The organism is Sorangium sp. So ce693 (assembly GCF_051521375.1).
In the GTDB taxonomy this organism is placed as follows: domain Bacteria; phylum Myxococcota_A; class Polyangia; order Polyangiales; family Polyangiaceae; genus Sorangium; species Sorangium atrum.
Map to the genome: position 1 here is coordinate 4,170,376 of NZ_CP150347.1, position 23,494 is coordinate 4,193,869.

The 23,494-nt window shown below is 72.5% G+C and carries 18 protein-coding genes; 15 read left to right on the forward strand and 3 right to left on the reverse strand.

Annotation, left to right across the window (positions count from 1 at the left end):
* Window positions 1-17: 17 nt before the first annotated feature.
* The 9 genes from WMF14_RS15855 to WMF14_RS15895 all read left to right on the forward strand — a co-directional run bounded on the left by WMF14_RS15855 (window position 18) and on the right by WMF14_RS15895 (window position 12,592).
* Window positions 18-992, forward strand: a complete 975-nt coding sequence (locus tag WMF14_RS15855; protein ID WP_272097965.1) for a HEAT repeat domain-containing protein — start codon at window positions 18-20, stop codon at window positions 990-992.
* A 4-nt stretch (window positions 993-996) separates the two neighbouring features.
* The gene (locus WMF14_RS15860) at window positions 997-2,436 is read left to right on the forward strand and encodes an ABC transporter substrate-binding protein (protein WP_437801866.1); all 1,440 of its coding nucleotides are present in this window, start codon (window positions 997-999) and stop codon (window positions 2,434-2,436) included.
* On the forward strand, window positions 2,433-3,380 hold the full coding sequence (locus tag WMF14_RS15865) for an ABC transporter permease (protein WP_437801868.1): 948 nt from the start codon (window positions 2,433-2,435) through the stop codon (window positions 3,378-3,380). Before WMF14_RS15860 ends, WMF14_RS15865 begins: the two co-directional genes overlap by 4 nt.
* Window positions 3,377-4,225: an ABC transporter ATP-binding protein gene (locus tag WMF14_RS15870; RefSeq protein ID WP_437801869.1), complete on the forward strand. Its 849-nt coding sequence runs from the start codon at window positions 3,377-3,379 to the stop codon at window positions 4,223-4,225. Before WMF14_RS15865 ends, WMF14_RS15870 begins: the two co-directional genes overlap by 4 nt.
* A 128-nt stretch (window positions 4,226-4,353) precedes the next feature.
* Window positions 4,354-4,779, forward strand: coding sequence for a DoxX family protein (locus tag WMF14_RS15875; RefSeq protein WP_437801871.1), 426 nt, complete (start codon window positions 4,354-4,356; stop codon window positions 4,777-4,779).
* A 232-nt stretch (window positions 4,780-5,011) separates the two neighbouring features.
* Window positions 5,012-7,393: a PAS domain-containing sensor histidine kinase gene (locus tag WMF14_RS15880; RefSeq protein ID WP_437801873.1), complete on the forward strand. Its 2,382-nt coding sequence runs from the start codon at window positions 5,012-5,014 to the stop codon at window positions 7,391-7,393.
* 363 nt (window positions 7,394-7,756) lie between these two features.
* Entirely contained in the window at window positions 7,757-9,544 is a 1,788-nt protein-coding gene (gene ftsH / locus WMF14_RS15885) for an ATP-dependent zinc metalloprotease FtsH (RefSeq protein WP_437801875.1), read from the forward strand.
* A 514-nt stretch (window positions 9,545-10,058) separates the two neighbouring features.
* Window positions 10,059-11,195, forward strand: a complete 1,137-nt coding sequence (locus tag WMF14_RS15890) for a D-alanine--D-alanine ligase family protein (RefSeq protein WP_437801877.1) — start codon at window positions 10,059-10,061, stop codon at window positions 11,193-11,195.
* Entirely contained in the window at window positions 11,192-12,592 is a 1,401-nt protein-coding gene (locus tag WMF14_RS15895; RefSeq protein ID WP_437801879.1) for a GNAT family N-acetyltransferase, read from the forward strand. Before WMF14_RS15890 ends, WMF14_RS15895 begins: the two co-directional genes overlap by 4 nt.
* Before the next feature lie 42 nt (window positions 12,593-12,634).
* Here the strand turns inward: WMF14_RS15895 and WMF14_RS15900 are convergent, their stop codons facing one another.
* A complete protein-coding gene (locus WMF14_RS15900) occupies window positions 12,635-13,678 on the reverse strand; it encodes a serine/threonine protein kinase (protein WP_437801880.1) in 1,044 nt (347 codons plus the stop codon).
* Between the two features lie 185 nt (window positions 13,679-13,863).
* Here WMF14_RS15900 and WMF14_RS15905 point away from each other — a divergent pair, with 185 nt between their 5' ends.
* Together WMF14_RS15905 and WMF14_RS15910 are read left to right on the forward strand one after the other, a co-directional pair.
* Entirely contained in the window at window positions 13,864-14,310 is a 447-nt protein-coding gene (locus WMF14_RS15905; RefSeq protein ID WP_272097975.1) for a tellurite resistance TerB family protein, read from the forward strand.
* A gap of 888 nt (window positions 14,311-15,198) precedes the next feature.
* Window positions 15,199-16,044, forward strand: a complete 846-nt coding sequence (locus WMF14_RS15910) for a serine/threonine-protein kinase (protein WP_437801882.1) — start codon at window positions 15,199-15,201, stop codon at window positions 16,042-16,044.
* Between the two features lie 9 nt (window positions 16,045-16,053).
* Here WMF14_RS15910 and WMF14_RS15915 read toward each other — a convergent pair whose 3' ends face one another.
* Window positions 16,054-17,271, reverse strand: a complete 1,218-nt coding sequence (locus WMF14_RS15915) for a hypothetical protein (RefSeq protein WP_437801883.1) — start codon at window positions 17,269-17,271, stop codon at window positions 16,054-16,056.
* Window positions 17,272-17,520: 249 nt separating this feature from the next.
* Between WMF14_RS15915 and WMF14_RS15920 the strand changes: the two genes are divergently transcribed.
* The 3 genes from WMF14_RS15920 to WMF14_RS15930 all read left to right on the forward strand — a co-directional run bounded on the left by WMF14_RS15920 (window position 17,521) and on the right by WMF14_RS15930 (window position 21,323).
* On the forward strand, window positions 17,521-18,633 hold the full coding sequence (locus tag WMF14_RS15920) for an S-(hydroxymethyl)glutathione dehydrogenase/class III alcohol dehydrogenase (RefSeq protein WP_437801885.1): 1,113 nt from the start codon (window positions 17,521-17,523) through the stop codon (window positions 18,631-18,633).
* Between the two features lie 222 nt (window positions 18,634-18,855).
* A complete protein-coding gene (locus tag WMF14_RS15925; RefSeq protein WP_272097979.1) occupies window positions 18,856-20,403 on the forward strand; it encodes an aminopeptidase in 1,548 nt (515 codons plus the stop codon).
* Between the two features lie 197 nt (window positions 20,404-20,600).
* Window positions 20,601-21,323 carry a type II toxin-antitoxin system RatA family toxin gene (locus WMF14_RS15930; RefSeq protein ID WP_437801887.1) on the forward strand — a complete coding sequence of 241 codons (723 nt, stop codon included), beginning with the start codon at window positions 20,601-20,603 and terminating at the stop codon, window positions 21,321-21,323.
* 35 nt (window positions 21,324-21,358) lie between these two features.
* On the opposite strand, the gene WMF14_RS15935 is transcribed toward WMF14_RS15930, so the two are convergent.
* Window positions 21,359-22,414 (reverse strand): aldo/keto reductase, encoded by a 1,056-nt coding sequence (locus WMF14_RS15935; RefSeq protein WP_437804222.1) that lies wholly within the window; start codon window positions 22,412-22,414, stop codon window positions 21,359-21,361.
* A 156-nt stretch (window positions 22,415-22,570) separates the two neighbouring features.
* Here WMF14_RS15935 and WMF14_RS15940 point away from each other — a divergent pair, with 156 nt between their 5' ends.
* The gene (locus WMF14_RS15940) at window positions 22,571-23,482 is read left to right on the forward strand and encodes a helix-turn-helix domain-containing protein (protein WP_437801889.1); all 912 of its coding nucleotides are present in this window, start codon (window positions 22,571-22,573) and stop codon (window positions 23,480-23,482) included.
* Window positions 23,483-23,494 lie beyond the last annotated feature (12 nt).

Sequence of the window (23,494 nt, forward strand, 5' to 3'; positions counted from 1 at the left end):
CCCACGGCAGAGACGACATGACACAGCCTTCGCTCGCGCGGGATCTCGAGGGCATCCTCGGGGATCCCGACCCCGGCGCGCGCCAGCTGGCGCTGACGCAGATAGAGGATCTCTCGGATCCGGAGATCATCCACCCCCTCATCGCGGCCGTCCGCGACGAGGATCCGACGGTGCGGGCGCTCGCGCTCGGGCACCTCGAGGATCTCGGCGACGCCCGCTCGGTGCCCGCCGTCGTCGGGGCGCTCGACGACGAGGACGCCCGCGTGCGGGAGGCGGCCGCCACGGCGCTCCGCGAGATCCGCGGGGCGGACGCCGCCACGCACCTCATCGAGGCGCTGGGGCACACGAGCCCGTTCGTCCGCACCTCCGTGATCGTGGCGCTCCGGGAGATCCGCGACCCGCGGGCGCTCGCGCCCCTCGAAGGGGCGCTCGGCGACCCGGATCCCGAGGTGCGGCGCGAGGCGGTCCTCTCCCTGGCCTACCTGCGGCGGCCCGAGTCGGCGCCGGCGCTCCGCCCGAGCCTGCGCGATCCCGACGCGCGGGTGCGGCAGGTCGCGATCGGCGCGCTCGAGTCACTCGACGCGCCGGGGCTCGTCCAGGATCTCGTGGGGCTGCTCTCCGATCCGGACTGGCGGGTCCGGGTCGAGGCCGCCATCGTGCTCGGCCGCTCGGCGCACGGCCTCGCGGCGCCGCACCTCCGGAGCGCGCTCGACGACGGCGCCTGGCAGGTCCGGAAGGAGGCGGCGCTCGCGCTCGGGCGGCTCCGGGCCGCCTCGGCCACGGAGGATCTGGTCGGGCTGCTCGGGAGCGACCTCGCGGATCTGCGCAAGGCGGCCGCGCAGGCGCTCGGCGAGATCGAGGCGGCGGCCGCGGAGGCGCCGCTCCGCCGGCTGCTCGGCGACGCCGACGTCGAGGTGCGGAAGGCGGCCGGCCGCGCGCTCGATGCCATCCGGGCGGGGACAGGACGACATGAAACCTTTGCGAGGGATTGAACCGATGATCAGGGCGCTTCGCGCGCTCGCCTTCCTCACGTTGCTCGCTGCGGTCCTCACCGGGCTGTCGTGCAAGCCGGAGGCGAAGCAGACGATCCGGATCGCGATCGGGACGCAGGACACGACCATCAATTGCGCCACCGGCGGGCTGCTCATCCGGGAGCTCAAGCTGCTCGAGAAGCACCTGCCGAGGGACGGCAAGTACAAGGACGTCACGTACGAGATCGAGTGGAAGGACTTCACCTCCGGGCCGCCGCTGACGACCGAGATGGTGGCCGAGAAGCTCGATATCGGCGCGATGGCCGACTTCCCCGGCGTGCTGAACGGCGTGGCGTTCCAGAAGCAGGGGAGCCGCAGCCACTTCATCGCCACGCTCTCCGGCAGCCCGCTGGGGAGCGGCAACGGGATCGTCGTGCCGAGCGACTCCCCGGTCCAGGGCCTGAAGGATCTCAAGGGCAAGCAGATCTCGGTCCCGTTCGGGTCGTCGGCCCACGGCATGCTGCTCCGGGCGATCCGCGATCTCGGCTGGGACCCGGACAAGGACGTGACGCTCGTCTCGCAGTCGCCGGAGGTGGGCGGCTCGTCGCTCAAGGCGAACAAGATCGACGCGCACGCGGATTTCGTCCCGTTCGCGGAGCTGTTCCCCTTCCGCGGCTTCGCCAGGAAGATCTACGACGGCTCCAGCGTGAAGGTGCCGACGGTGCACGGCGTGCTGGTGCGCGAGGCGTACGCTTCGAAATACCCGGAGATCGTCGTGGCCTTCCTCAAGGCGGCGCTCGAGGCCGACCGCCTGTTCGCGGAGGAGCCCGAGAAGTACAGCGAGCTCATCGAGAAGGTGACCGGGGTGGACGCCGAGGTCGCCTACATGTTCCACGGCCCGCTCGGCATCCAGACGCGGGACTTCACGATCAAGCCCGAGGTCCGCCGCGCCCTCCAAGTGGCGGTGGACACGCTGACGCTGCTGAAGCGCACGGACACGACCCTCGATGTCGGCACGTTCGTGGACGACCGGTACATCCGGCGCGCGGCGGCGGAGCTCGGGCTCGACTACGAGACGCGGCTCGCGAGCTACGCGAAGCTCCCGCTGTCCGGGAAGGACGCGCTGTCCGGGGAGCCGATCGCCGAGCCGACGCTGGCCGCGCAGATCTGGGTCGCGGGCGAGCCGAAGGTGCGCGCGTACGCGAGCCCCGGCACGGCGCTCGCCGCCCTGGGGCAGCTGAAGACCGAGGGCAAGGAGATCCGCGCGGTGTTCGTGCACGATCGCGCGAGCGGGGTGAAGCTCCTCGCCGATCGCGCGTGGTACGCGAGGCGCCCGGACGGCGGCCTGTCGGCGTTCCTGGCGAAGGAGGACGCGGAGCGGTGGGCCGCGGAGAACGGCGCGGCGGTCGTCGACTTCGCGACCCTGCAGGCCGAGCGCGCGAAGCTCACGGCGGCGGCGCCATGACGATGATCTCCGAGCGCAGCGCGCCGGCCGGGGCGGAGCTCGGCGGCGGCGCGGCCTTCGCGCCCGCCCCGGCGAGCGCGAAGGCCGCGTCCGCCCCGGCGAGCGCGGCCCGGCGGGGCGCGTCCCCGGCGCCGGGCGGCGCGCGCCGCGAGGGGCGCCCGCGCCGCGACCTCCGCCGCGCCTTCCTGCGCGCCCTGTCCGTGGCGGTGTGCGTCGGCCTCTGGCAGTGGGCGTCGACGACACGCGCGCAACTCGGCGTCGTCACGTTCCTCAACGTGCCCGCGCCGACCGACGTCCTCGACGCGGCGCGGGAGCTCTTCGCGTCGCCGAAGCTCTGGCAGCACCTCGGGAACAGCGTGTTCCGCGTCCTCGCGGGGTTCGCCGCCGCGGGCGCCACGGGGGTCGTGCTCGGGCTCCTCATCGGCAGGTCGCGGCTCGCCGAGGACACCCTCCTGCCGCCGCTCGAGATCCTGCGCCCCATCCCGGGCGTCGCCTGGCTCCCGCTCGCGATCCTGATGTTCCCGTCGGCCGAGCTGAGCATGATCTTCATCACGTACATGGGGGCGCTGTTCCCGATCCTGATCGCGACGATCCACGGCGTGGGCGCCCTCGATCCGCGGCTCATCGCGAGCTCCCGCAGCCTGGGCGCGCGCCCGCTCCGCCTGTTCCTCGAGGTGGTCCTGCCGGGCGCGCTGCCGAGCATCGTCACGGGGATGAGCATCGGCATGGGGACGTCCTGGTTCTGCCTCGTGACCGCCGAGATGATCGGGGGTCAGTACGGCATCGGCTACTTCACCTGGGAGTCGTACAACTTGCAGCGCTATCCGGACATCGTCCTCGGCATGCTGCTCATCGGCCTGCTCGGCATGCTCAGCAGCGCGCTCGTCCTGCGGGTCGGCGCGTGGCTCACCCCGTGGCAGCAGCCCCAGGAGAAGGGCCGATGACGCTCGACGCGAACCGCGCGGCGGCGCGCCGGGAGAGCCCCGGTGGCGCCGTGGAGATCCGCGGCCTGTCCGTGGCCCTCGGGACGGGCGCCCGCCGCGTCGAGGCGGTGCGGGATCTCGACCTCCGCGTCGAGGGCGGCGAGCTCGTGAGCCTCCTCGGCCCGTCCGGGTGCGGGAAGTCGACGATCCTGAACGCCGTCGCCGGGTACGTGGCGCCGGAGCGCGGCAGCATCGTCGTCGGCGGCGAGCGGGTCGACGGGCCGGGACCGGCGCGCGGCATGGTCTTCCAGCAGAGCTCCCTGCTCCCCTGGAAGACGGTGCTGAACAACGTGGGCTTCGGCCTCAAGGTGCGCGGCGTCCCCGAGCGTGAGCGCAGGGAGGCGTCCCGGCGCCTGCTGTCGCTGGTCGGGCTGTCGGGGTTCGAGGACGCCTACCCGGCGCAGCTCTCCGGCGGCATGCAGCAGCGCGTGGAGATCGCGCGCGTGCTGATCACCGAGCCGCGCGTCGTGCTGATGGACGAGCCGTTCAGCGCGCTGGACGCCCAGACCAGGCTCTCGATGCAAGAGCTGCTGCTCGACGTCTTCCGCCAGGTCCGCACGACGGTGCTGTTCGTCACGCACGACATCGACGAGGCCATCTTCCTGTCCGACCGCATCGCCCTGATGACCCGCCGCCCCTGCCGCGTCGGCGCGGAGATCGCGGTGCCGTTCGGGAGGCCGAGGACCGCGGCGATCGTGGGCTCCGGCGAGTTCGCGGCGATCAAGCGGCGGTGCCTCGAGGCCCTCCGCGACGAGCGCGCGGCCGCCGCGCACCGCCACGATCTGGAGGCCCAGACCAGCGCGTGAGGCGCGGGCCGGCGCGCAGACCCGGGCCGCGGGGGCGCGGCGCCCGGGTCCGGCGGCTCCGGCCCTCTCCTACGCGCTTGATGTCCCGGGCGTTCCTCCTTACTACCGAGCCGAGAGGAGTGATCGCGATGTTCAAGAGATTCCTGCGGGTGACCGACGTGCCGTTCTCGGCCTCGATCGGGCTGCTCGCGCTGCGCGTCGTCATCGGCGCCGCGTTCATGTTTCACGGCTGGGGGAAGATCCAGCACCCCTTCAGCTGGATGCCCGCCGGCGCGCCCGTTCCGGGTTTCCTGCAGGCGCTGGCCGCGCTCTCGGAGTTCGGGGGCGGCCTTGCCTGGATCCTCGGCCTCCTGACGCCGCTCGCGTCGCTGGGCCTCGCCGTCACCATGGCCGTCGCGACCGCGATGCACGTGTCGCAGGGCGATCCGTTCGTCTCGATGGGCGGACACTCCTACGAGGCGGCGGCGGTCTACCTCGGCATCTCCCTCGCGCTCCTCCTCGTCGGGCCAGGGAGGCTCTCCGCCGACGCGGCGATCTTCGGGACGAAGCGCTGAGCGCTCGCGCGCGCCCTCGCCCGATCCGCGCGAGGGCGTCGCCGCTCGATCCCGCGCGGCCGATCTGAGCCGCGCTGCCCTGCTGCGTCCGGCCGGGCGGGTGATGTCGGCGCGCGCTGGAGCGCCCTGATCCATCAGGGCTGGACAGCGCGTGCGCCGGTCAATGTGCGCGTTTGAATTGCGCATGTGAAGCCGCGCCGTCCCGACACTATGCTCCGGTCGGGAGGACCCGATGAGAGACGCCGAGGCGATGGCGCCTTCGAGCAGCGCGCGACGCGGTGTCGTCATCGCAGCGACCTGTTCGTTCGCCGTTGGGTGCGTGACGCTGCTCGGCTGGTGGATCGGGTCGACCGTCCTCGTCGCCATCGCGGACGGCCTGCCGCGCATGATGCCCAACACCGCCGTCGCCCTCGTCCTGGCGGGGGTGTCGCTCTGGGCGCTCGGAGCGCGAGAGTGTCCGGCGCGTTTACGCCGGCTGGGGCAGGCGTGCGCCGCCGTCGTCCTCGCGCTCGGCCTCGTGGTCCTCGCGCAGTACGTCTTCGCCTGGGATCTCGGCGTCGATCGCGTGCTGTTCGCGGGGCGCGTGGATTTCCCGAGCAAGTTCCCGGGCAGGCCCCCGCCGAACACCGCGCTCTGCTGCGTCCTGATCGGCCTTTCGCTCCTCTCGCTGCGCGTGAAGACGCGGCGAGCGTGCCTGTTCTCGGAATGGAGCGCGCTCCTGGCCGCGGCGCTCGCGCTGACGGCGCTGACCGGCTACGTGTTCGGCGCCGGCTACTTCTACGGGCTGCCGCCGCTGTTTCCGTTCACCGGCATGGCGCTCCACGCGGCGATCGCGTTCCTCGCCGTCTGCGCCGGGCTCCTCATGGCGCGGCCCGATTGCACGACGTTCGCCACGCTGACGGCCAGCCGGTCCGGAGGCATCCTGCTGCGGCGCTTCCTGCCGTACGTCGTCCTCGTTCCGCTCGTCATCGGCCGCCTCTTCCTGTTCGGCGCGGATCGCGGGGCGTACCCCATCGCGGCGTCGTTACCGCTCGCCTCCGCCATCACGACGCTCCTGCTCGGGGCCATGCTCTGGGTCAGCGCGGCGCGCATGAACCTCCTCGACGAGGCGCGGCAGCGCGCCGAGGAGGCGCGCGTCTTCCTCGCGACCGTCGCGCAGGCCTCGGATGACGCCGTGATCGGCACCTCCCTCGACGGGACCATCCTGAGCTGGAACCCGGCGGCGGAGCGCCTTTACGGCTACTGCGTCTGCGACGCGATCGGGAAGAAGCTGCCCCTCCTGTGCCCGCCCGAGCGCGCCGGCGAGGCGGAGGCCGTCCTCGCGCGCCTGCGCCGCGGCGAGCGCGTCGAGCGCTTCGAGGCCGTGAGCCGGACCAAGGGCGGCAAGAGCATCGATATCGAGGTCACGGTGTCGTCGATCGTGGACGCGTCGGGCCGCGTCACCGGCGTCTCGACGATCTGCCGCGACATCGGGCGCCGCAAGGCGATGGAGGCCGAGGTCGCGAGGGCGCACGAGGCGGAGCGGCGCATCCGCTCGCAGCTCGAGGCGGTCGTCGAGCAGCTGCCTGAAGCGGCGATCCTGGTCGACGCCACGGGGCGGCTCATCACGTGCAACAGGGTCGCGCTCCAGTACGCGTCCAGCGCCGCGGATGACCCCGATCCCTGGGGCAACTCGGTCCGTTTCGAGCACAGGACGCCGGCGGGGAGGCCCGTCGCCTGGGAGGACCGCCCGCTGACCCGGGCCCTTCAGCGCGGGCAGATCGTGACGGGCGCCGAGGGACTGTTGTGGCGCGACGGCGCGGGCTTCGTCCCGGTGCTGGTCAACGCCGCGCCGGTGCGCTCGGACGACGGCGAGCTCCAGGGCGCTGTCGCGGTCTTCCAGGACATCTCGGTGCTCAAGGAGATAGAGCGGCAGCGCCAGGAGTGGATCGGCGTCATCGCTCACGATCTCCGCCAGCCCATCCAGGTCATCGCGACCGCGAGCCAGCTCCTGGGTCGCGCGGCCGGCGAGCGGCCCGTCGCGGACTGCCGGAAGCAGCTCGACAGGATCACCTCGTCCATCGAGCGGCTGCGCCGCATGATCGACGATCTCCTCGATGCCTCGCGGATCGAGGCGCGGCAGCTCACGCTGGATCGTTCGCCGGTCGATCTCCGCGCGCAGCTCGACGAGATCCTCGAGAAATCGGCCGATGTGACCGCGGGCCACGCCGTGCGCCTGGCGGTGCAGGGCGACGTGCCCGCCGTCCTGGCGGACCCAGGGCGGCTCGAGCAGATCGTCACCAACCTGCTCTCCAACGCGGCCAAGTACGGTCGGCCGGAGGGGGACATCGTGGTCGCGGTCGACGCCGGGCCGGCCATCGCGCACGTCGCGGTGACCAACTGGGGCGGCGGTATCCCGGAGGCGTCCCTCCCGCACCTGTTCAAGCGCTTCTGGCGCGCGCCCGACGCCGTCCCGCGCAGCGTCCGCGGCGTAGGTCTCGGCCTCTACATCACGAAAGGCCTCGTGGAGGCCCACGGGGGCAGCATCTCCGTCGAGAGCAGCCCTGGCGGCGCGACGACATTCCGCTTCTCGCTGCCGTTCGCGCCCGATACCGCGCGAGCCGTCGGAGCGTAGTGCGCAGACAGCCCCTCTCTGCCCCTCTCTGCGCCTCTCTCCTGCTTCCTGCTTCCTGCTCCACCGCCGACCCCACCTCGAAAAGCGGGCTTTCAGGCGAGCTCGTCAATCCATGACCGGCGAGCTCGTCAATCGGTCCTCCAAGTCCTCCCAGGATTGAAGAGACGTTTGTCCTGCCGCTGTACGTTCTCCGTATTCCGTTTTGCGGTGCTGCCATTCTTTCGCCGGTTTCTACGGCTCAGATCGTCAGAATGATTGCAGAAGGAACTTCCTGAGGTTCGTATCCTTGCTACACCTGAGATCCGCTCCGGCCCGACGCCGGAGCAGTAAGGTGGCGCAGCAGTGAATTCCTGGTTCTTGCAGGTGAGTAAGCGGCTGGGGCCCGCGGGGCGCCGGCTCTGGGTGCTTGGGTTCATGGGGGTGGTGCTTGCGGTCACGCTCGGGCTCGCGCTGCGCGCGGCGCGCGAGTCGTCCGCGCAACGTACGGCGACGTACACCGAGCTCCTCCAGATCGCGCAGGCGGGGCAGGCGACCGCGGTCGAGGTGAGCGGGGATCGCTTCCTCGTGCATCAGGCGGGCGGCGCCGCGGTGACGGCCGTCGTCGACGAGCCGACGCTCCGGCAGGAGCTGGTCTCCCGGTTCGCGGGCGCCGGCGCCTCTGTCGACTTCGCCTCCCGGGAGGATCCGTCGCGCGCCGCGTCGGCGGTGCTCCCGGTGGTCGTGCTGGCCGCGGTCGGCTTCGCGCTCTTCACGGTGAGCCGGCGGCGCAGCCCGAAGGTCTTCTCCGACGTCAAGGCCGGGGCCACGCGGGCGGCCGTGCGCTTCGCCGACGTCGCGGGGATGCACGAGGTCAAGCAGGAGCTCGCCGAGACGGTCGAGTTCCTGAAGAGCCCCGACCGCTTCGCGCGCCTCGGCGGCCGCCCGCCGCGAGGCGTGCTGCTGACGGGCGAGCCCGGGACCGGAAAGACGCTGCTCGCGCGCGCGGTCGCGTGCGAGGCGGGCGTGCGGTTCCTCTCGGCGTCGGGGTCGAGCTTCCAAGAGATGTTCGTCGGCGTGGGCGCCTCCCGCGTCCGCGCGCTCTTCGCCGAGGCGCGCAAATCCGCGCCGTGCATCGTCTTCATCGACGAGATCGACGCCGTGGGGCGGGCCCGCGCGAAGGGGCACGGCGACTCCGCCTCTGCGGAGCACGACCAGACGCTGAACCAGCTGCTCGTCGAGATGGACGGGTTCGACCACGAGACCGGCATCGTGGTGATCGCGTCGACCAACCGGGTCGACATGCTCGACCCGGCGCTGCTCCGGCCGGGGCGCTTCGACCGCAAGGTCACCGTGCCGCTCCCCGACGTGCGCGGCCGCGAGGAGATCCTCAACGTCCACGCCGGGCCGATCCCGCTCCAGGGCGAGGTCGACCTCGGCTACATCGCCCGCGGCACGCCGGGCTTCTCGGGCGCCGACCTGGCCAACCTCCTGAACGAGGCGGCCATCCTCGCGGCCCGCGAGGGCGCCGACGCGGTCGACCCGACGCACATCGACCGCGCGCGCGACCGGGTGCTCATGGGGCTCGAGCGCAAGGGGGTGCTCGTCGACGAGGACGAGCGCTATGCGACCGCCGTCCACGAGGCCGGGCACGTCGCGGTCGGGCTCCTCGCGCCGAGCTGCGATCCCGTGCACAAGGTGTCGATCCTGCCGCGGGGCCGCGCGCTCGGCGTGACCCAGGCGCTGCCCGAGAAGGATCGGCTGATGTACCGGAAAGAGTACCTCGAGGATCAGATCTGCATGCTGATGGGCGGCCGCGCCGCCGAGATGGTGATCCTCGGGACGATGACGGCGGGCGCCTCGGACGACATCCAGCGCGCCTCGACGATCGCCTGGAAGATGGTCGCGGAGCTCGGCATGAGCCACCTCGGCCCCATCTGCGTCGGCGACGGGCACCCCTCGCGGAGCCCGGCGCTGCTCGACCGGGTCGACGAGACGGCGCGGGCGCTCACGGAAGCGCAGCTCTCGCGCGCCGTCGAGATCGTGAGGTCCCGGCGAGGCGAGATCGAGGCGCTCGTCAAGGCGCTCCTCGAGAAGGAGACGCTCGGCATGGACGAGATCCACGCCTGTTTCCCGGCCGATCGCAGGCCGCGCCCCGAGGGCCAGGCCGCCTGACCGGCGGAGGCTCGAGGACGCCGGGAAGGGAAGTCCTTTCAGGCGTCCTCGGCGACAGGCCGCCCCGCTCGCCGCGAGGGCGTCCGGCGCTCTCCCTCTCGCCGCCGGACTCGACCCAACTCCCCCCGCAGCTCAGCCATCTTTCTCGTCTTCGACGCTTCCGACGCTCCCGCGCGTGTGGCTGGCGTGTGAAGCGCCTGTTGTCCGAGATACGTTGTGCTCGGAAAGCTCGCTTCACGGCTGCGCGCGCCGGATCCGAACCCGGCGCGGGGGCATTGAGCCGCGGCGCGTCGCGCCTTCCTTTCCGTCCGGAGATGGCAAATCTCCCCTTGCGAATGCCGGGCAAGCTGGTGAAGTGTGGCCACTTGCATGCATGGATTCCGTTTCGTTCGCGTGTCTCTCGACAGGGCACCCCCTCCGCGTTCGCTGATGGCCAGGCCTCTCTCCGGCCGCTCCCTGAGCTCGGCGCGGCCGTCGCGGGCTCTCCTGCCCCGCGCAGGCTCGGAGGCGTGCGGTGCCTGAGCCTCGGATACTGATCCTGTCCAACAGAGATCCGGAGGAAGCCGTCGATGAGCCGCCACTCGCGCAGCGGGTGGGGAGCGGTCGGCTCCGGCTCGGTCGTGAGGACGGCAGCGCGGTGGTCGCGGAGAGCGTGCTCGCGACCCTCGCCGCGGCTCCGGGCGTGCGCGTGGCGCACCGACCTGTGCTCCGGCCGAGCGAGGTGCTCGCGGCCATCGGCGACCATCGCCCGGACGTGATCTTCAACCTGTGCGAGGCGCTCGACGGCGACAGCCGCCACGAGGTCATGTGCGCGTGGCTGCTCGCGGGGCTCGATCTCGGCTTCACGGGCAGCGATCACGTCGCGCTCCGGAGCTGCCTTCACAAGGCCGAGGCGAACCGGATCCTCGCGCGCGCCGGCGTGCGCGTGCCGGCGACGGTGCGGGTCGAAGGCCCGGATCGCATCCCGCAGGTCGCGTTCCCGGTCATCGTCAAGCCGGAGCGCGAGGACGGCTCGATGGGGATCGATCGGGGCTCGGTCGTCCACGATCGCAAGGCGCTCCGCGACCAGGTCGCCTCGGTCGTCGCGCAGTGCCGCCAGCCGGTGGTGGTGCAGAGTTACGTGCACGGGCGGGAGATCTCGGTCTCGCTGCTCGGGTGGCCGACGCCGCGCGTGCTGCCGCCCGGCGAGGTCACCTTCCAGGGCCTGCCCGAGGGGCACCCGCACGTGATCACGTACGAGTCGAAGTGGCGCCCGGAGACCGCCGCGTCGATCGGGACGCCCTCCTCTGCGGCGGTGCTGCGGCCGCTCGATCTGCGCCGGGTCGTCGCCGTGGGTCGCCGCGCGTTCGAGGTGCTCGGGCTGCGCGACTACGGCCGCGTCGACGTGCGGCTCGACGAGCGCGGCACGCCGTACGTCATCGACGTCAACCCGAACTGCGATCTCTCGCCGGACGCCGGCTTCGCGCGGGCGGCGGCGCGCGCCGGCCTGTCGTACGCCGACGTCATCTGGGAGATCCTCCGCGCGGCGCTCGCCCGCGGCGCGCGCCACGACGAGCTGCTTCACGCGCGCGGCCGCGCGCCGGCGCGCGGCCGCGCTGCGGCGCGCTCCGCTGCCCGCGGCGCCCTCGCCGCCGCGCCCGAGGCGCCGTGATCACCCAGCGCGGCCTCCGCGCGGAAGATCGGCCGCTCATCGCGGCGCTGCTCGAGTCGGTCCCGGCGTTCACCGACGACGAGCGCGCGGTGGCGCTGGAGCTCGTCGACGTGACGCTCGGCCAGCCCTCGACGGACGGCTATGGCTACCGGTTCGTGCTGAGCTTCCAGGGCGCCCCGGGCGGCGACGGGGCGCCGCGGCTCCTCGGGTACCTCTGCTACGGCCGCACGCCGATGACGCAGTCCACGTACGACCTGTACTGGATCGCGACCTCGCCCGATTTCGCCCGGTCGGGGGTGGCGCGGGGGCTGGTGTCCACGATGGAGAGCGAGATCGCGCGCGAGGGCGGCGGCCTCGTGCGCGTGGAGACGGGCAGCCGGGAGGGGCACGGCGCGGCGGTGCGCTTCTACGACGCGGTGCAGTTCACGCGGTCCGCTGTCCTCGCCGACTTCTACGCGCCGGGCGACGATCTCATCATCTACACGAGGCGGGTCGCCCCGGCGCGCGCCTCGGCGGCGCCCTCGGCCGGCGAGGCGTCCGCGCGCGGCGAGGCACCGGCGCGCGGCGAGGCGACCGCGCGCGGCGAGGCGCCCGCGCGCAGCGATACGCGGCCGCCGGGCGAGCCTGCGCTCTACGACGCGGCGTTCGGCTACCGCGACTACGCCGCCGAGCGCGACTTCCTGCTCGCGTGCGCGCGCCGCTTCGGCGGCCGCCCGGTGCAGCGCGTCCTCTCGTGGGCCTGCGGGCCCGCGCGGCACCTGGAGGCGTTCGCCGAGCTCGGCGTCGGCTGCGCCGGCGCGGACGGCTCGGCGGCGATGATCGCCTATGCGGAGCGCGCCGCGTTCGCCCGCGGCGCCGGGGCAGGCATCCGCTTCTCGTGCGCGGAGCTCGACGAGCGCCCGGACGTCGCGCCGGTCGATCTCTCGTTCGTGCCGCTCTCGGCGATCCACCAGCTGGCCACGCCGGCGGCGCTCGAGCGCCACCTCCGGCTCGCCGCCTCGCTGCTCTTGCCGGGCGGCGTCCACGTCATCGAGGCGACCCACCCCGCCGATCTCACGCCGTCCGGCGTGAACAGGACGGAGTGGACCGAGCTGCGCGGCGAGCAGTCGATCGACGCGCGGTTCCGCATCCACATCGAGCGGTCGACGCCCGATCGCGTGGTGCCCGTGACGCTCGAGGTGGTGTGCTCGGCCCGGCGCAACGGCGGCGCGCCGAGGGAGCTCTCGTCGATCCGGCAGGAGGTGACGTGGTACATCCCGGACCTCGCCGGGTGGCGGCGCGTCGCGGAGCGGGTGCCGGAGCTCTCGCTGGTGGCGACGCTCGGCGACTTCAACGTCGACGTGCCGTTCGAGCACGCCGCGGCGTGGCGGCTGATCCTGGTGCTGAAGCGCCTCTGATCGCCCGCGCCGCGCGCGCAGCGGCGGGCGCTTGCAGCGGGATCAGTTGAGGTCCCAGAAGTACTTGCCTCCGCTCGGCGGCGGCTCGTCCGCGCCGCCGCCGGGGCCGCCCGCGTCTCCGGCGTGCGTCAGCTGGAGCACCTCCTCGAGCGAGCTCGCCTCCTCGCGCCAGTACGCCTCTGTGCCGAAGTGCGGAAAGGTCCTCGGGAAGATGGGGTCGTGCCACCGCCGCGCGATCCATGCGGCGTAGTGGATCATGCGGAGCCCTCGGAGGGGCTCGATCAGCCCGAGGGTCGAGCGGTCGAAGCGGCGGAGCTCCTCGTAGCCCTCGATGAAGAGCTCGCGCTGCTGCCGGGCGGCCTCGTCGCGGCCGGGGAGGAGGAGCCACAGATCCTGCACGGCGGGGCCGACGACCATGTCGTCGAAGTCGAGCACGCGGAGCGCGCCGTCGCGCAGGAGCAGGTTGCCCGGGTGCAGATCGCCGTGGATGCGGTGCACGTCGACGCCGCGCAGGCGCTCCTCGGCCACGTCCGCGACGGCGCGCGCGGCCGCGAGGTACCGCCGCTCGACGGCCGCGGGGATGAGCTTGCGCTCGACGAGCCAGCCGAGGTCCTCGCGCGCGTAGGTGTCGGCGGAGAGCCGGACGCGGTGCTCGGCGGCGCTGGCCGCGCCCACGTTGTGGATGCGGGCGGCGAGCCTGCCGAGGCGCACGAACAGCTCGTCGCCGAGCTCGTCGGGGGCGCGGCCGCCCATGCGCTCGAAGAGGCAGTACGGGATGTGGTCGATCTGCTTGAGCGTCTCGCCGTCGGGGAACGGGCGCGTCGGGCAGACGGGGATCTCGGCGTCCGCGAGCTCCGCGAGGAACCGGTGCTCCTCGAGGATCTGCTCCCGCGTCCAGCGCCCCGGCCGGTAGAACTTGGCGATGACGCGGGTGCGATCCTCGCGCTCGACCTCGTAGACGCGGTTCTCGAACGAGTTCAGCGGGTAGCAGACGCGGTTGCAGGGGACGCCCGCGGCCTCGACGGCCTCGATCACCTTGTGCGGAGTCAGCGACAGGAAGAGGTCGGTCGGGGTGGTGGTGCTCATGGTGGGGAGAGTTGAGCACCGACCGGCGTCGCGCTCGACGAGAACTTTCGCCGCGCGCTGCCGGAGGCCGTTGCCGCGCGGCGAGCGCCGTTACCGCGGGCTGCCGGAGGCCGTTGCCACGCGCCGTTACCGCGCGGCGAGCGCCGTTACCGGGCGGGCCCAGGGGCCCTGTGTCAAGCGCGGCCGTGATACGCTATCCTGAGCACCTCATGATGGAAGAAACGCAGCTTTCGTTTCGTCACCTCGAGATCAGCAGGCTCGAGGCGATGGTCGAGATCATGTTCCTCGCCGCATACGCTGACGGATCCATCAACGAGGCCGAGCGCGCCGAGCTCGCGCGGCACGTGGCGGCCATGAGCGAGGGGCGCGTCGGGGCCGACCTCGTCGAGTCGCTCATCTCCATCATCGAGCGCTCGGTGCGCGACGAGGGCAGGAGCGGCCGCTTCGCCGCGCTGCGCGCCCGCCTGCCCGACGTGCGGATGCGCGAGGCCGCGATCGAGCTGGCCGTCCGCCTCGTGGCCGCCGACGGCGTGATCCACGAGAGCGAGCACGCGCTGCTCGTCGAGGCGGCCAGGGCCCTCGAGGTGCCGATCGCGTTCAAGGGGCGCGTCGTGCCCGGCTCGGCCCGCTAGCTCCGCCCGCCAGCAGTCCGGCCGGGGATGGCCGGACTGCTGCGCGCTTCGCGGCGGCTTCGCGCGGGCGGCCCTGGCTTCGTCTCCTCGGGGCTCCGCCCCGAACCCCAGCGTCCGCTCCGCGGTGACCCCGGCGCGCCCCCCGTGGTGCCTCGCTGGCCACGACGCGAGCCGGACCGACATCCGCCGTCGATGTACCCGTAGAGCGCCGGTGTTGCGCGCAGGGAATGCGTCGTGCGACGAACGTTGCGCCGACGGATCGGCCGCGCGCTCGTCCCGCGACCGCGCCGGCGGACGACGCGCCGCGCGCCGGTCGCGGCGGACGGCGCGCGGCCCCCGGGCGAGCCGATGGCGGCGGGCGCCGATCTGATGCCTCCACACCGCAATCTCGGCGTCGCGGCGAGCGGGAAAGGGGCGGATCTGCGGCGATTTTAAGCGGCCTGCTCCTTGCAATACCCGAGAGCAAAGGACATGGACAGCCACCGAACTGACAGCTCCACGACGCCACATGGCGCCTCGATGGATCCCGCGTCGAATCGATCCCGCCCTCCGAGTGGGGGCCGAGCCTCTCAGCGTGCGTACCGCTCGCCGCGGTCTCCGCGCTGGCCTTCGTCTCACCGCCCTCCGTTCGAGCCTGTCGACCTCCGGACGTCGGGCCGCCTGTCGCGGCCGTCTGGCTCGGCCTTCCGTCACGGCGGGGACGTCGCGCCGCTGGAGGCGCCGAGCGACGCTCCGGCCACCCCGGCGAGCGTACCGCCCGCCACGCTGCGGACCGGCCTTGCCGGCTCGCCCGCGGCTGCCGCCCGGGCGGTCCCCGCGATCGACCCGCGCTCCGCCGCGCTGCGGCGCTACGCCCCAGGCGACGTCCTCGGGGGGCGCTATCGCCTCATGGAGCTCATTGGAGAGGGCAGCATGGGCGCCGTGTGGAAGGCGCGGAATCTCGCCCTGAGCCTCGATGTCGCGCTCAAGCTCATCCGTCGCGACTGCGCCGTCCCGGAGGCCGCCTCGCGGCTGACCCGGGAGGCGCAGGCGACGGCGCGGGTGTCGCACCGCGCCGCGGTGCGGATCTTCGATCTCTGCTTCACGGAGGAGGGAGAGCCGTTCGCCGTGATGGAGCTCCTCCAGGGCCGGTCGCTCGCCCAGGTGCTCGCCGAGTCGGGCGCGATGTCGCCGATCTCCGCGGTCCAGCTGCTCCTTCCCGTGATCGGCGCGCTCGGCGCGGCGCACGGCGCGGGGGTCGTGCACCGGGACGTGAAGCCGGCGAACATCGTCCTCGTGCGCGAGGGCCGCCGCACCGTCCCCAAGCTGATCGACTTCGGGATCGCCTCCACGGCGGTGCGCGCGGCGGGCGACGAGCGGGGCGAGACGCTGGTCGGGAGCCCGGCCTACATGGCGCCCGAGCAGGTCCGCGGCGGGCAGGAGTCGGACGCGCGCGGCGACGTGTGGAGCGCGTGCGTCGTGCTCTACGAGCTCGTGAGCAGCCGCCGCCCGTTCGGCGGCCCGAGCAGCATCTCCATCGTGCACGACGTGCTGCGCGCCGCCCCGCCCCGCCCGGAGGCCCTCGATCTGCACCCGCGGCTCTGGGAGATCATCGAGCGCGGCCTGGCCAAGGACCCTGAAGGGCGCTTCCCTACCATGGCGGCGCTGGGCCGCGCGCTGGCCCAGTGGGCGATCGCGGCCGGGGTCGCCCACGACGTGACGGGCGCTTCCCTCGTCGACTACTGGCTGTCTTGAGCGGGGCTCTCAGTACTTCACGTCGCAGCCCTTCGCGTCGGAGAAGGCCTTGATCGCGTCGAGCTCGGTCGCGGTCGCGTCGCTGTAGGCCCAGCTGATCGCGCCCGCATATCCGTGGCTGTACCAGCTCTCCAGGAGGGTCGGCAAAGCGGCCGTGGCCAGGCCGGCGATGGGGAAGTCTCCCATGATGACCGGCTTATCGGTTATGCCGTAGTCCTTGGGCGACTGGTTGTATGGCCAGTACAGGTTGACCCGGTCGTTGATATGAAAGGTGTAGAAATCGACGTCGGCGTCTCGCCAGGATCGCGCCCACTTCATCGACGCCGAGCCGATCGTGATGAGCGCCGTGCTCTCCGCGCGCAGCGCCAGGATGGTGTCGCCGAGGAAGGCCGCCATCTGCGCGTGCTCGATCGGCTCCACCTGGGGGTCGGGTTCGTAGCGAGGGCCGTCGTCCGGGCTCGATCCGGTCATGGCCAGCTCGGGCTCGTTGATCACGTCCCACGCGACCATCCGGCGCTGGTAGGGGCTCTGCGCCACGGCCTTGGCGATCGGGCGGACGACCTTGTCGATCAGCTTCGCGCGCCGCTTCGCGTCCTTCACGATGGAGGTGATACCGACGGTCTTCACGTCGGCGTCGAGCCGGGTCGGGTGGAAGTTGTCGAAGGAGAACAGGCAGAACACCAGGTTGACGTCCGCCTGCTCGGCGAGCTCTAGCGCCTTCTGGACGTCGCGCCGCGTCGTCCCGCCGAGGCCTGTCGGGTTCTCGCTCGTGTCGAAGACGACGCTCTCGCCCCGGATCTCCGGCAGCATCCACCACCGCACGACGCTCGCCCCGTGAGCACGGATGTCGGCGAGGTTCTTCGCGTGCGTCTCCGCCTCGGCCGCGACGCCGCGCTTGCCCCACGCGGCGATGCCGCCGAAGTCGCCGGCGAAGTTGTGCCACGCATAGTTCATTCCGAACATGAAGCGCTTCTTGCAGCCGATCGTGATACCCGCGCTCTCAGCGGGGCACTCGTCGACACACTCCATGGCGTCGCCCGGACCGCCTCCCTGTCCTCCGTGGCCACCGTCGGAGGGGGCGCCCTCGCCACCACCGCCGCCCGCGCCCCCAGCGCCCTTGCCGGACGCCCCGCCAGCAGGCGAGCTCACGCCGGAGCAGGCGACGAGGACCAGCGCGGCTGTTGCGATGAGCGCGCGGAGACCGGGTGGGCAACGGAGTGCGTTCATAAGGACAGCGGGGTGATCGTACGCGTGCTGTCACGCGAACGCCATCCTCGGGTGGCGGCGCGGGCAGCGAGCGGGCCGCGAGATGCGGGCAGGCCGGGCGGCGAGATGCGGGCAGGCTGGACGGCGGACGGCGCGGGGCTTCGCCAGCGGGGGTCCCCCCTTGAAACCTGCTTCCCCGCCCGGCTATTGGAGGGGCTCGGGCGCCGCTCGGCCCCGAACGCCCCGCTTGCGGGAGGAGAACCACCGATCATGAAAGCGCGCGCAGCCGTGGCCCACAAGGCCGGCGAGAAGCTGACGGTCGAGGACGTTCAGGTAGAGGGCCCTCGCGAGGGCGAGGTCCTCATCGAGATCAAGGCGACCGGCGTCTGTCACACCGACGCTTACACGCTCTCAGGCAAGGATCCGGAGGGCCTCTTCCCCGCGATCCTCGGCCACGAGGGCGCGGGCGTGGTCGTCGACGTCGGGCCGTCCGTGAAGAGCCTCAAGAAGGGCGATCACGTGATTCCCCTCTACACGCCCGAGTGCCGGCAGTGCTCTTATTGCACGAGCGGAAAGACCAACCTGTGCCAGGCCATCCGCGCCACGCAGGGGCGCGGGCTCATGCCGGACGGGACGAGCCGGTTCTCGATCGGCAAGGAGCGGATTCACCATTACATGGGCACGTCGACCTTCTCGAGCTTCACCGTCCTCCCCGAGATCGCCGTCGCCAAGATCCGCGAGGACGCGCCGTTCGACAAGGTCTGTTATATCGGCTGCGGCGTGACGACGGGTATCGGCGCCGTCATCAACACCGCGCAGGTGAGGCCTGGAGACAACGTGGTGGTCTTCGGCCTCGGCGGCATCGGGCTGAACGTGATCCAGGGCGCCCGGATGGCCGGCGCCGACATCATCGTCGGCGTCGACATCAACCCGAAGCGCCGCGAGCTGGCCGAGAGGTTCGGCATGACCCACTTCGTCAACCCGAACGAGGTGGCGGGGGATCTCGTGCCCTACCTCGTCGAGCTGACCCGGGGCGGCGCCGATTTCAGCTTCGAGTGCATCGGCAACGTCAAGGTGATGCGCCAGGCGCTCGAGTGCTGCCACAAGGGCTGGGGGACGAGCATCATCATCGGCGTCGCGGGGGCCGGCGAGGAGATCGCCACGCGCCCCTTCCAGCTCGTCACCGGGCGGGTCTGGAAGGGCACCGCGTTCGGCGGCGCCAAGGGGCGCACCGACGTTCCCAAGATCGTCGACTGGTACATGGAGGGCAAGATCAAGATCGACGAGCTCATCACCCACACGATGCCGCTCGATGACATCAACCACTCCTTCGACCTCATGCACGAAGGCGAGTCGATCCGCAGCGTCGTGCTCTTCTCCTGAAGCGGCGCGGAGCTCGACGCCGGCCGCCTCGCGCGTGACCGCAGGGGCGGACGAGCGCACTAGGCCGCTCGGCGCGCGGGCATGGCGCGCGCGCCAGGCATGCGGGCCATGCCCGCGCGCGCCAGGCCTGCTCCTCGGGGCGCGTGTCGGTGCCATGTCGGTGCCCTATCGGCGGCGACGGGTGCTGCAAAAATGCTGACCCATGTGACATCATTCGCCGCCATGGTCCATGTCACCTCCCTGGCGGGGCTGCCCGCCAACGCCCTCGCGGAGTCGACCGCGGCGATCGCGGCCTGCGATGCTGTCGTCCTCGTCGCGCCATCGCCCATCGCGAAGTACGCGGGGGGGCTCGGGTCCGCCGTGGGCGCGGTGGTCGAGGCTGCGGCGCGCGTCGACTCCGCGCTCGAGGGCAAGTGTGCTCCGCTCGTCCTGCCGGCGCCGGGGGTGCCTGGCGGGCGCCTGGTGCTCGCGCCGATGGGGCCGCTCTCGGAAGACGTCGATGACGTCCGCTCCGTCGCGGAGGCGGCGGCGGCCGGCTTCGCGCGGGCGGTGGACGCGGGGGCGAGCCGGCCGCTGCTCGTCGTGCGCGCTCCGGTGGGCGCTGCGCCGCGGTTCGCGCGGGCCGTGGAGGTGGGCGCGCTCGCCGCGCTCGGGAGCCAGTGGACGCCGCTCGAGGCGCGGGAGGCCGAGATGGCCCCGCGCTCGGCCGAGTCGGTCGCGGTGCTCGGGCTGTCGGAGGCGCGCGCCCGCGAGATCGCGGCCATCGAGGTCGGCCGGGCGCTCTGCCGCGACATCACGGGCACCGAGCCGGAGCGGATGGCGCCCCGCCGCGTCGCCGAGATGTGCGAGGCGGCATTCGCGAGGACGGGGGTGCTCGTCAAGATCGAGCGCAACGTCGATGACTATCCGCTCATCAGCGCGGTCTCGCGGGCGTCGCGGGTCGTCGAGCGGCACCGGCCGTGCGTCGTGCGGCTCGACTACAGGCCTCGCGGGGAGATCCGGCGAACGGTGCTGCTCGCGGGCAAGGGCGTCACCTACGACACGGGCGGCGTCGATCTGAAGACCGACGGGCACATGGCCGGGATGTCCCGGGACAAGGGCGGCGCCGGCGCGGTCGCCGGCCTCGTGCGCGCGGCCGCGGCGCTCGGCCTGGAGGGCGTGCGCATCGTCGGGCTCCTCGGGCTCGTGCGCAACAGCATCGGCGAGGAGTCCTATGTGAGCGACGAGATCATCCGCAGCCGCGCCGGCGTGCGCGTGCGGATCGGCAACACCGACGCCGAGGGGCGCCTCATCCTGGCTGACCTGCTCGCGCTCTCGCGGGAGCTCGCCATGAGCGGCGCGGCGGACCCTATCGTGTTCTCGGTCGCGACGCTGACCGGGCACGTCTACCGCGCCCATGGGCCTTATACCGGCGCGATCGGCAACTCCGCCGCGCGCGAGGAGCTCGATCGGCTCGACGTCCTCGCGGAGCGCTGGGGCGAGCCGATGGAGCGCGTCCGGCCGCGGCGCGAGGACTACACGTTCGTGGCGCCCCGGTCGAGCGCCGAGGATGTGGTCTCCTCGAACCGCCTCGCCTCGGTGAACACGCCGCGCGGGCACCAGTTCCCCTTCGCGTTCCTCGACATCGCCTCGGGGCTCAAGGGGGGGGCGCTGCCGTTCATCCACCTCGACATCGGCGGCGTCGGGGTCGAGTCGGCGGACTGGCAGTTCGGCCGCCCGACAGGCGTCCCCATTCCGAGCCTGACAGCCTATCTCTCAGGCGAATCTTAATCGATAGCAGCGGGAAGGAGGAGAGTGGGGCCTTCCGAGCTCTCGTGGAGAACCGGGAGGGAGCTCGTGGTGTTCCGCGCTCGATGGGCGCATGATCCGTTCCTGGTGGCAGGGACGGAGGCGGCCCGAGCGGATGTGTTGCACGGTATCATCGGGCGATGGGGGCGGCCGGCACGTCGCTGGCAAGCTGGGCCTCCATGCGGAGAACTCGCTCGACCACGACCGGCCATCGCGCACCGATCCCGCGCGCGCTCGCCGGGGGACTCGCCCTCGCGGCCGCCGCGTGCAGCACGGGGGAACCGGGGATCAACCTGGATGTACCGCGCCTGCCGGCACAGCGCGCCAGAGGCGATGTCCTGCCGGCCGCCACGAGCGACGGCGAGCAGGCCGAGAGCGCGCAGCCGGCGCCCGATACGACCGGGATCACGAGCATGGCAGTCCCGATCGGAAGCACCGGATTTGCGCGTGGACGGTCGACGGTGGTCGTGAAGGGCTCGCTGGAGCGCGTGCGCGCCGCCGTGCTCTCGTTCGAGCGTTATCCGGAGTTCATGCCGCACTACAAGAAGTGCCGCTTGCTCGGGCGCACGCCCGCGGGCGGGTGGGATCTCTACATGGAGGTCTCGGCCCTCTCGGGCGCAGTCACGATGTGGGCGCGCATCGAGATCCAGAAGCCGGTCGTCGAGGATGGCGTCGAGACCTACGCGTCCCGCTTCATCTCCGGCAATGTGCAAGATCTCCAGGCCACCTGGCGGCTCGAGAAGATCGACGCCCAGTCGACGCGCCTGTCCCTCGAGGTGTTCCTCCGGCCGAAGCTGCCGCTGCCGAAGAGCCTCCTCAACGCGGAGAACCTGGACGGTTCGGCGCGCGCCGTCGCGGCCATCCGGGCGCGCGTCGAGCAGGCGCAGGACGGGAATCGCTGACGCGCGCGCGCGCGAGCGAGGCGGAGCGGCCAGCGTCACCCGCCCGAGGCGAGCCGCCGGACGGGGTTGGTCACGTCGAGCCGCGCCGCCGTGGCGCCGTAGACGACCCGCTCGGTGCCAGGGTCGCCCAGGAACTCGTAAGGAAAGCCGAGCGGCACCCGGCTCGCCGCGTCGAGCCTCTCGAGGGCCGCGGCGGGCAAGACGACGTCGAGGCAGCCCAGGCAGTCCTGCATCTGCTCGGGCTTCCGGGCGCCGATGATGGGGATCACCTGCGCCGGGCGCGACCTGAGCCACGCGAGCGCCACCTGCGCCGAGGAGCACCCGAGCTCGTCGGCCACGGCGTCGACCGCGCGCGCGACGCGCAGGCCCCGCTCGTCCAGGCGCCCCTGGTTCATCGCCGCGCGCGCGGCGTCCTTGCCGCCGCCCCGCGTGTACTTGCCCGTGAGCACGCCGCCGGCCATGGGCGCCCACGCGAGCACGCCCAGGCCGAGCCGGGACGCCATCGGGACGAGCTCCCGCTCCACCGTGCGCTCGATCAGGCTGTACTCGATCTCGATGCCGATGAATGGCGACCAGCCCCGGAGCTCGGCGATCGCGTTCGCCCGGGAGACGACCCAGGCAGGCGCGTCGGACATGCCGACATAGAGCACCTTGCCCGCGCGCACCACGTCGTCGAGGGCGCGCATGAGCTCGGCCTCCGGCGTCGTCCAGTCCCACGCATGGACCCAGAGCAGATCGATGTAGTCCGTCCCCAGGCGCTTGAGGCTCGCCTCGACGGACTGGACAAGGTTCTTCCTGCCGTTGCCGCTCGCGCTCGGATCGGCGTCGTTCATCGAGAGCGAGTACTTCGTCGCGATGACCCACGCGCCGCGGTCGCCGCGGACGAGCTCCCCGACGATCCGCTCGGCGCTGCCGTTCGTGTACTTGTTGGCGGTGTCGATGAAGTTGCCGCCGCGGGCGCGGTACGCCTCGAGGATGCCGCGGCACGCCTCGGCCGACGCGCCGAAGCCCCAGTCCTCGCCGAAGGTCATCGTGCCAAGGCTGATCTCCGAGACCTTGAGCCCGCTGCCGCCGAGCAGCTTGTAACACATCTCCATGGTCGTCCTCCTCGGGCGCAGTCGTCGCCCGGCGACGGGCAGCCTAGGGCGGGCGGGAAGGGCGCTATAGAACGCCGCTGCGCTTCCTGGAACCGGGCTGCTGCGTTGACCGGCCACGCGCCGCAGGCGCATGCTGGGGCCGGCTCTCCAATGGCATCCCGCGCATCTCGCGTCTCTCGTGCCTCCCACAGCGCCATCCCGTTCGTCCGCGCCGGGACCCGCGAGCCCATCGAGGCGCTCCGGCAGGCGGAGATCCGCGCGTCCAGCCGCTCGCTGCGCTGGACGGGCATGGTGGCCGAGCTCGGCGTGAACCCGTCCTGGGAGACAGACCACCTCGCCGTCGCCGGCCATTACATCGCCATCAACCTCGCGGACGCGCCGCTGCGCTTCGAGCGAAAGGGCCAGCGCGGCTTCGAGCGCGTGGAGATGCCGCCCGGCAGCCTCTGGCTCCAGCCCGCGGAGGTGCCTTTCTCTCATCGCGTGAGCGAGGCCACGATCTATGGCGCGCTCGTGCTCGACCCTGCGCGGCTCGCGCGGCTCGCCGGGGTGCGGGAGCTGCTGCTGGAGCCCCGCGTGGGGCTCGTGGACGCCCAGATCGAGCACGTGCTGCGCGCGCTGCTGGTCGAGGTCTCGCGCGGCGGCGCCACGGGCGCGCTCTTCGCGGACGCGATGCTCTCGGGGCTCGCGGCGCGGCTCGGCGCCCGCCATGCGGCCCGGCCGGAGCGGCCGGCTCGGGGAGGGCTGTCCCCTGCGACGCTGCGGCGCCTGCTCGACTACATCGAGGCGCACCTCGGCGACGATTTCGGGCTGGAGGCGCTCTCCGGCGTGGCCGGGCTGAGCCCCGCGCACATGGCGCGGGAGTTCAAGCGAGCGCTGGGGGAGCCGCCGCTCGCCTACGTGACGCGGCGGCGGCTCGACCGCGCCCGCGAGGCGCTGCTCGCCGGCGGCCGCCCGATCGGGGAGCTCGCGGGCGCGCTCGGCTTCGCCGACCAGAGCCACCTGACACGGCTCTTCAAGCGGCGGTTCGGGATCACTCCGGGCGCACTCGCCCGCGGCCGGTGATCGCCGCGAGGC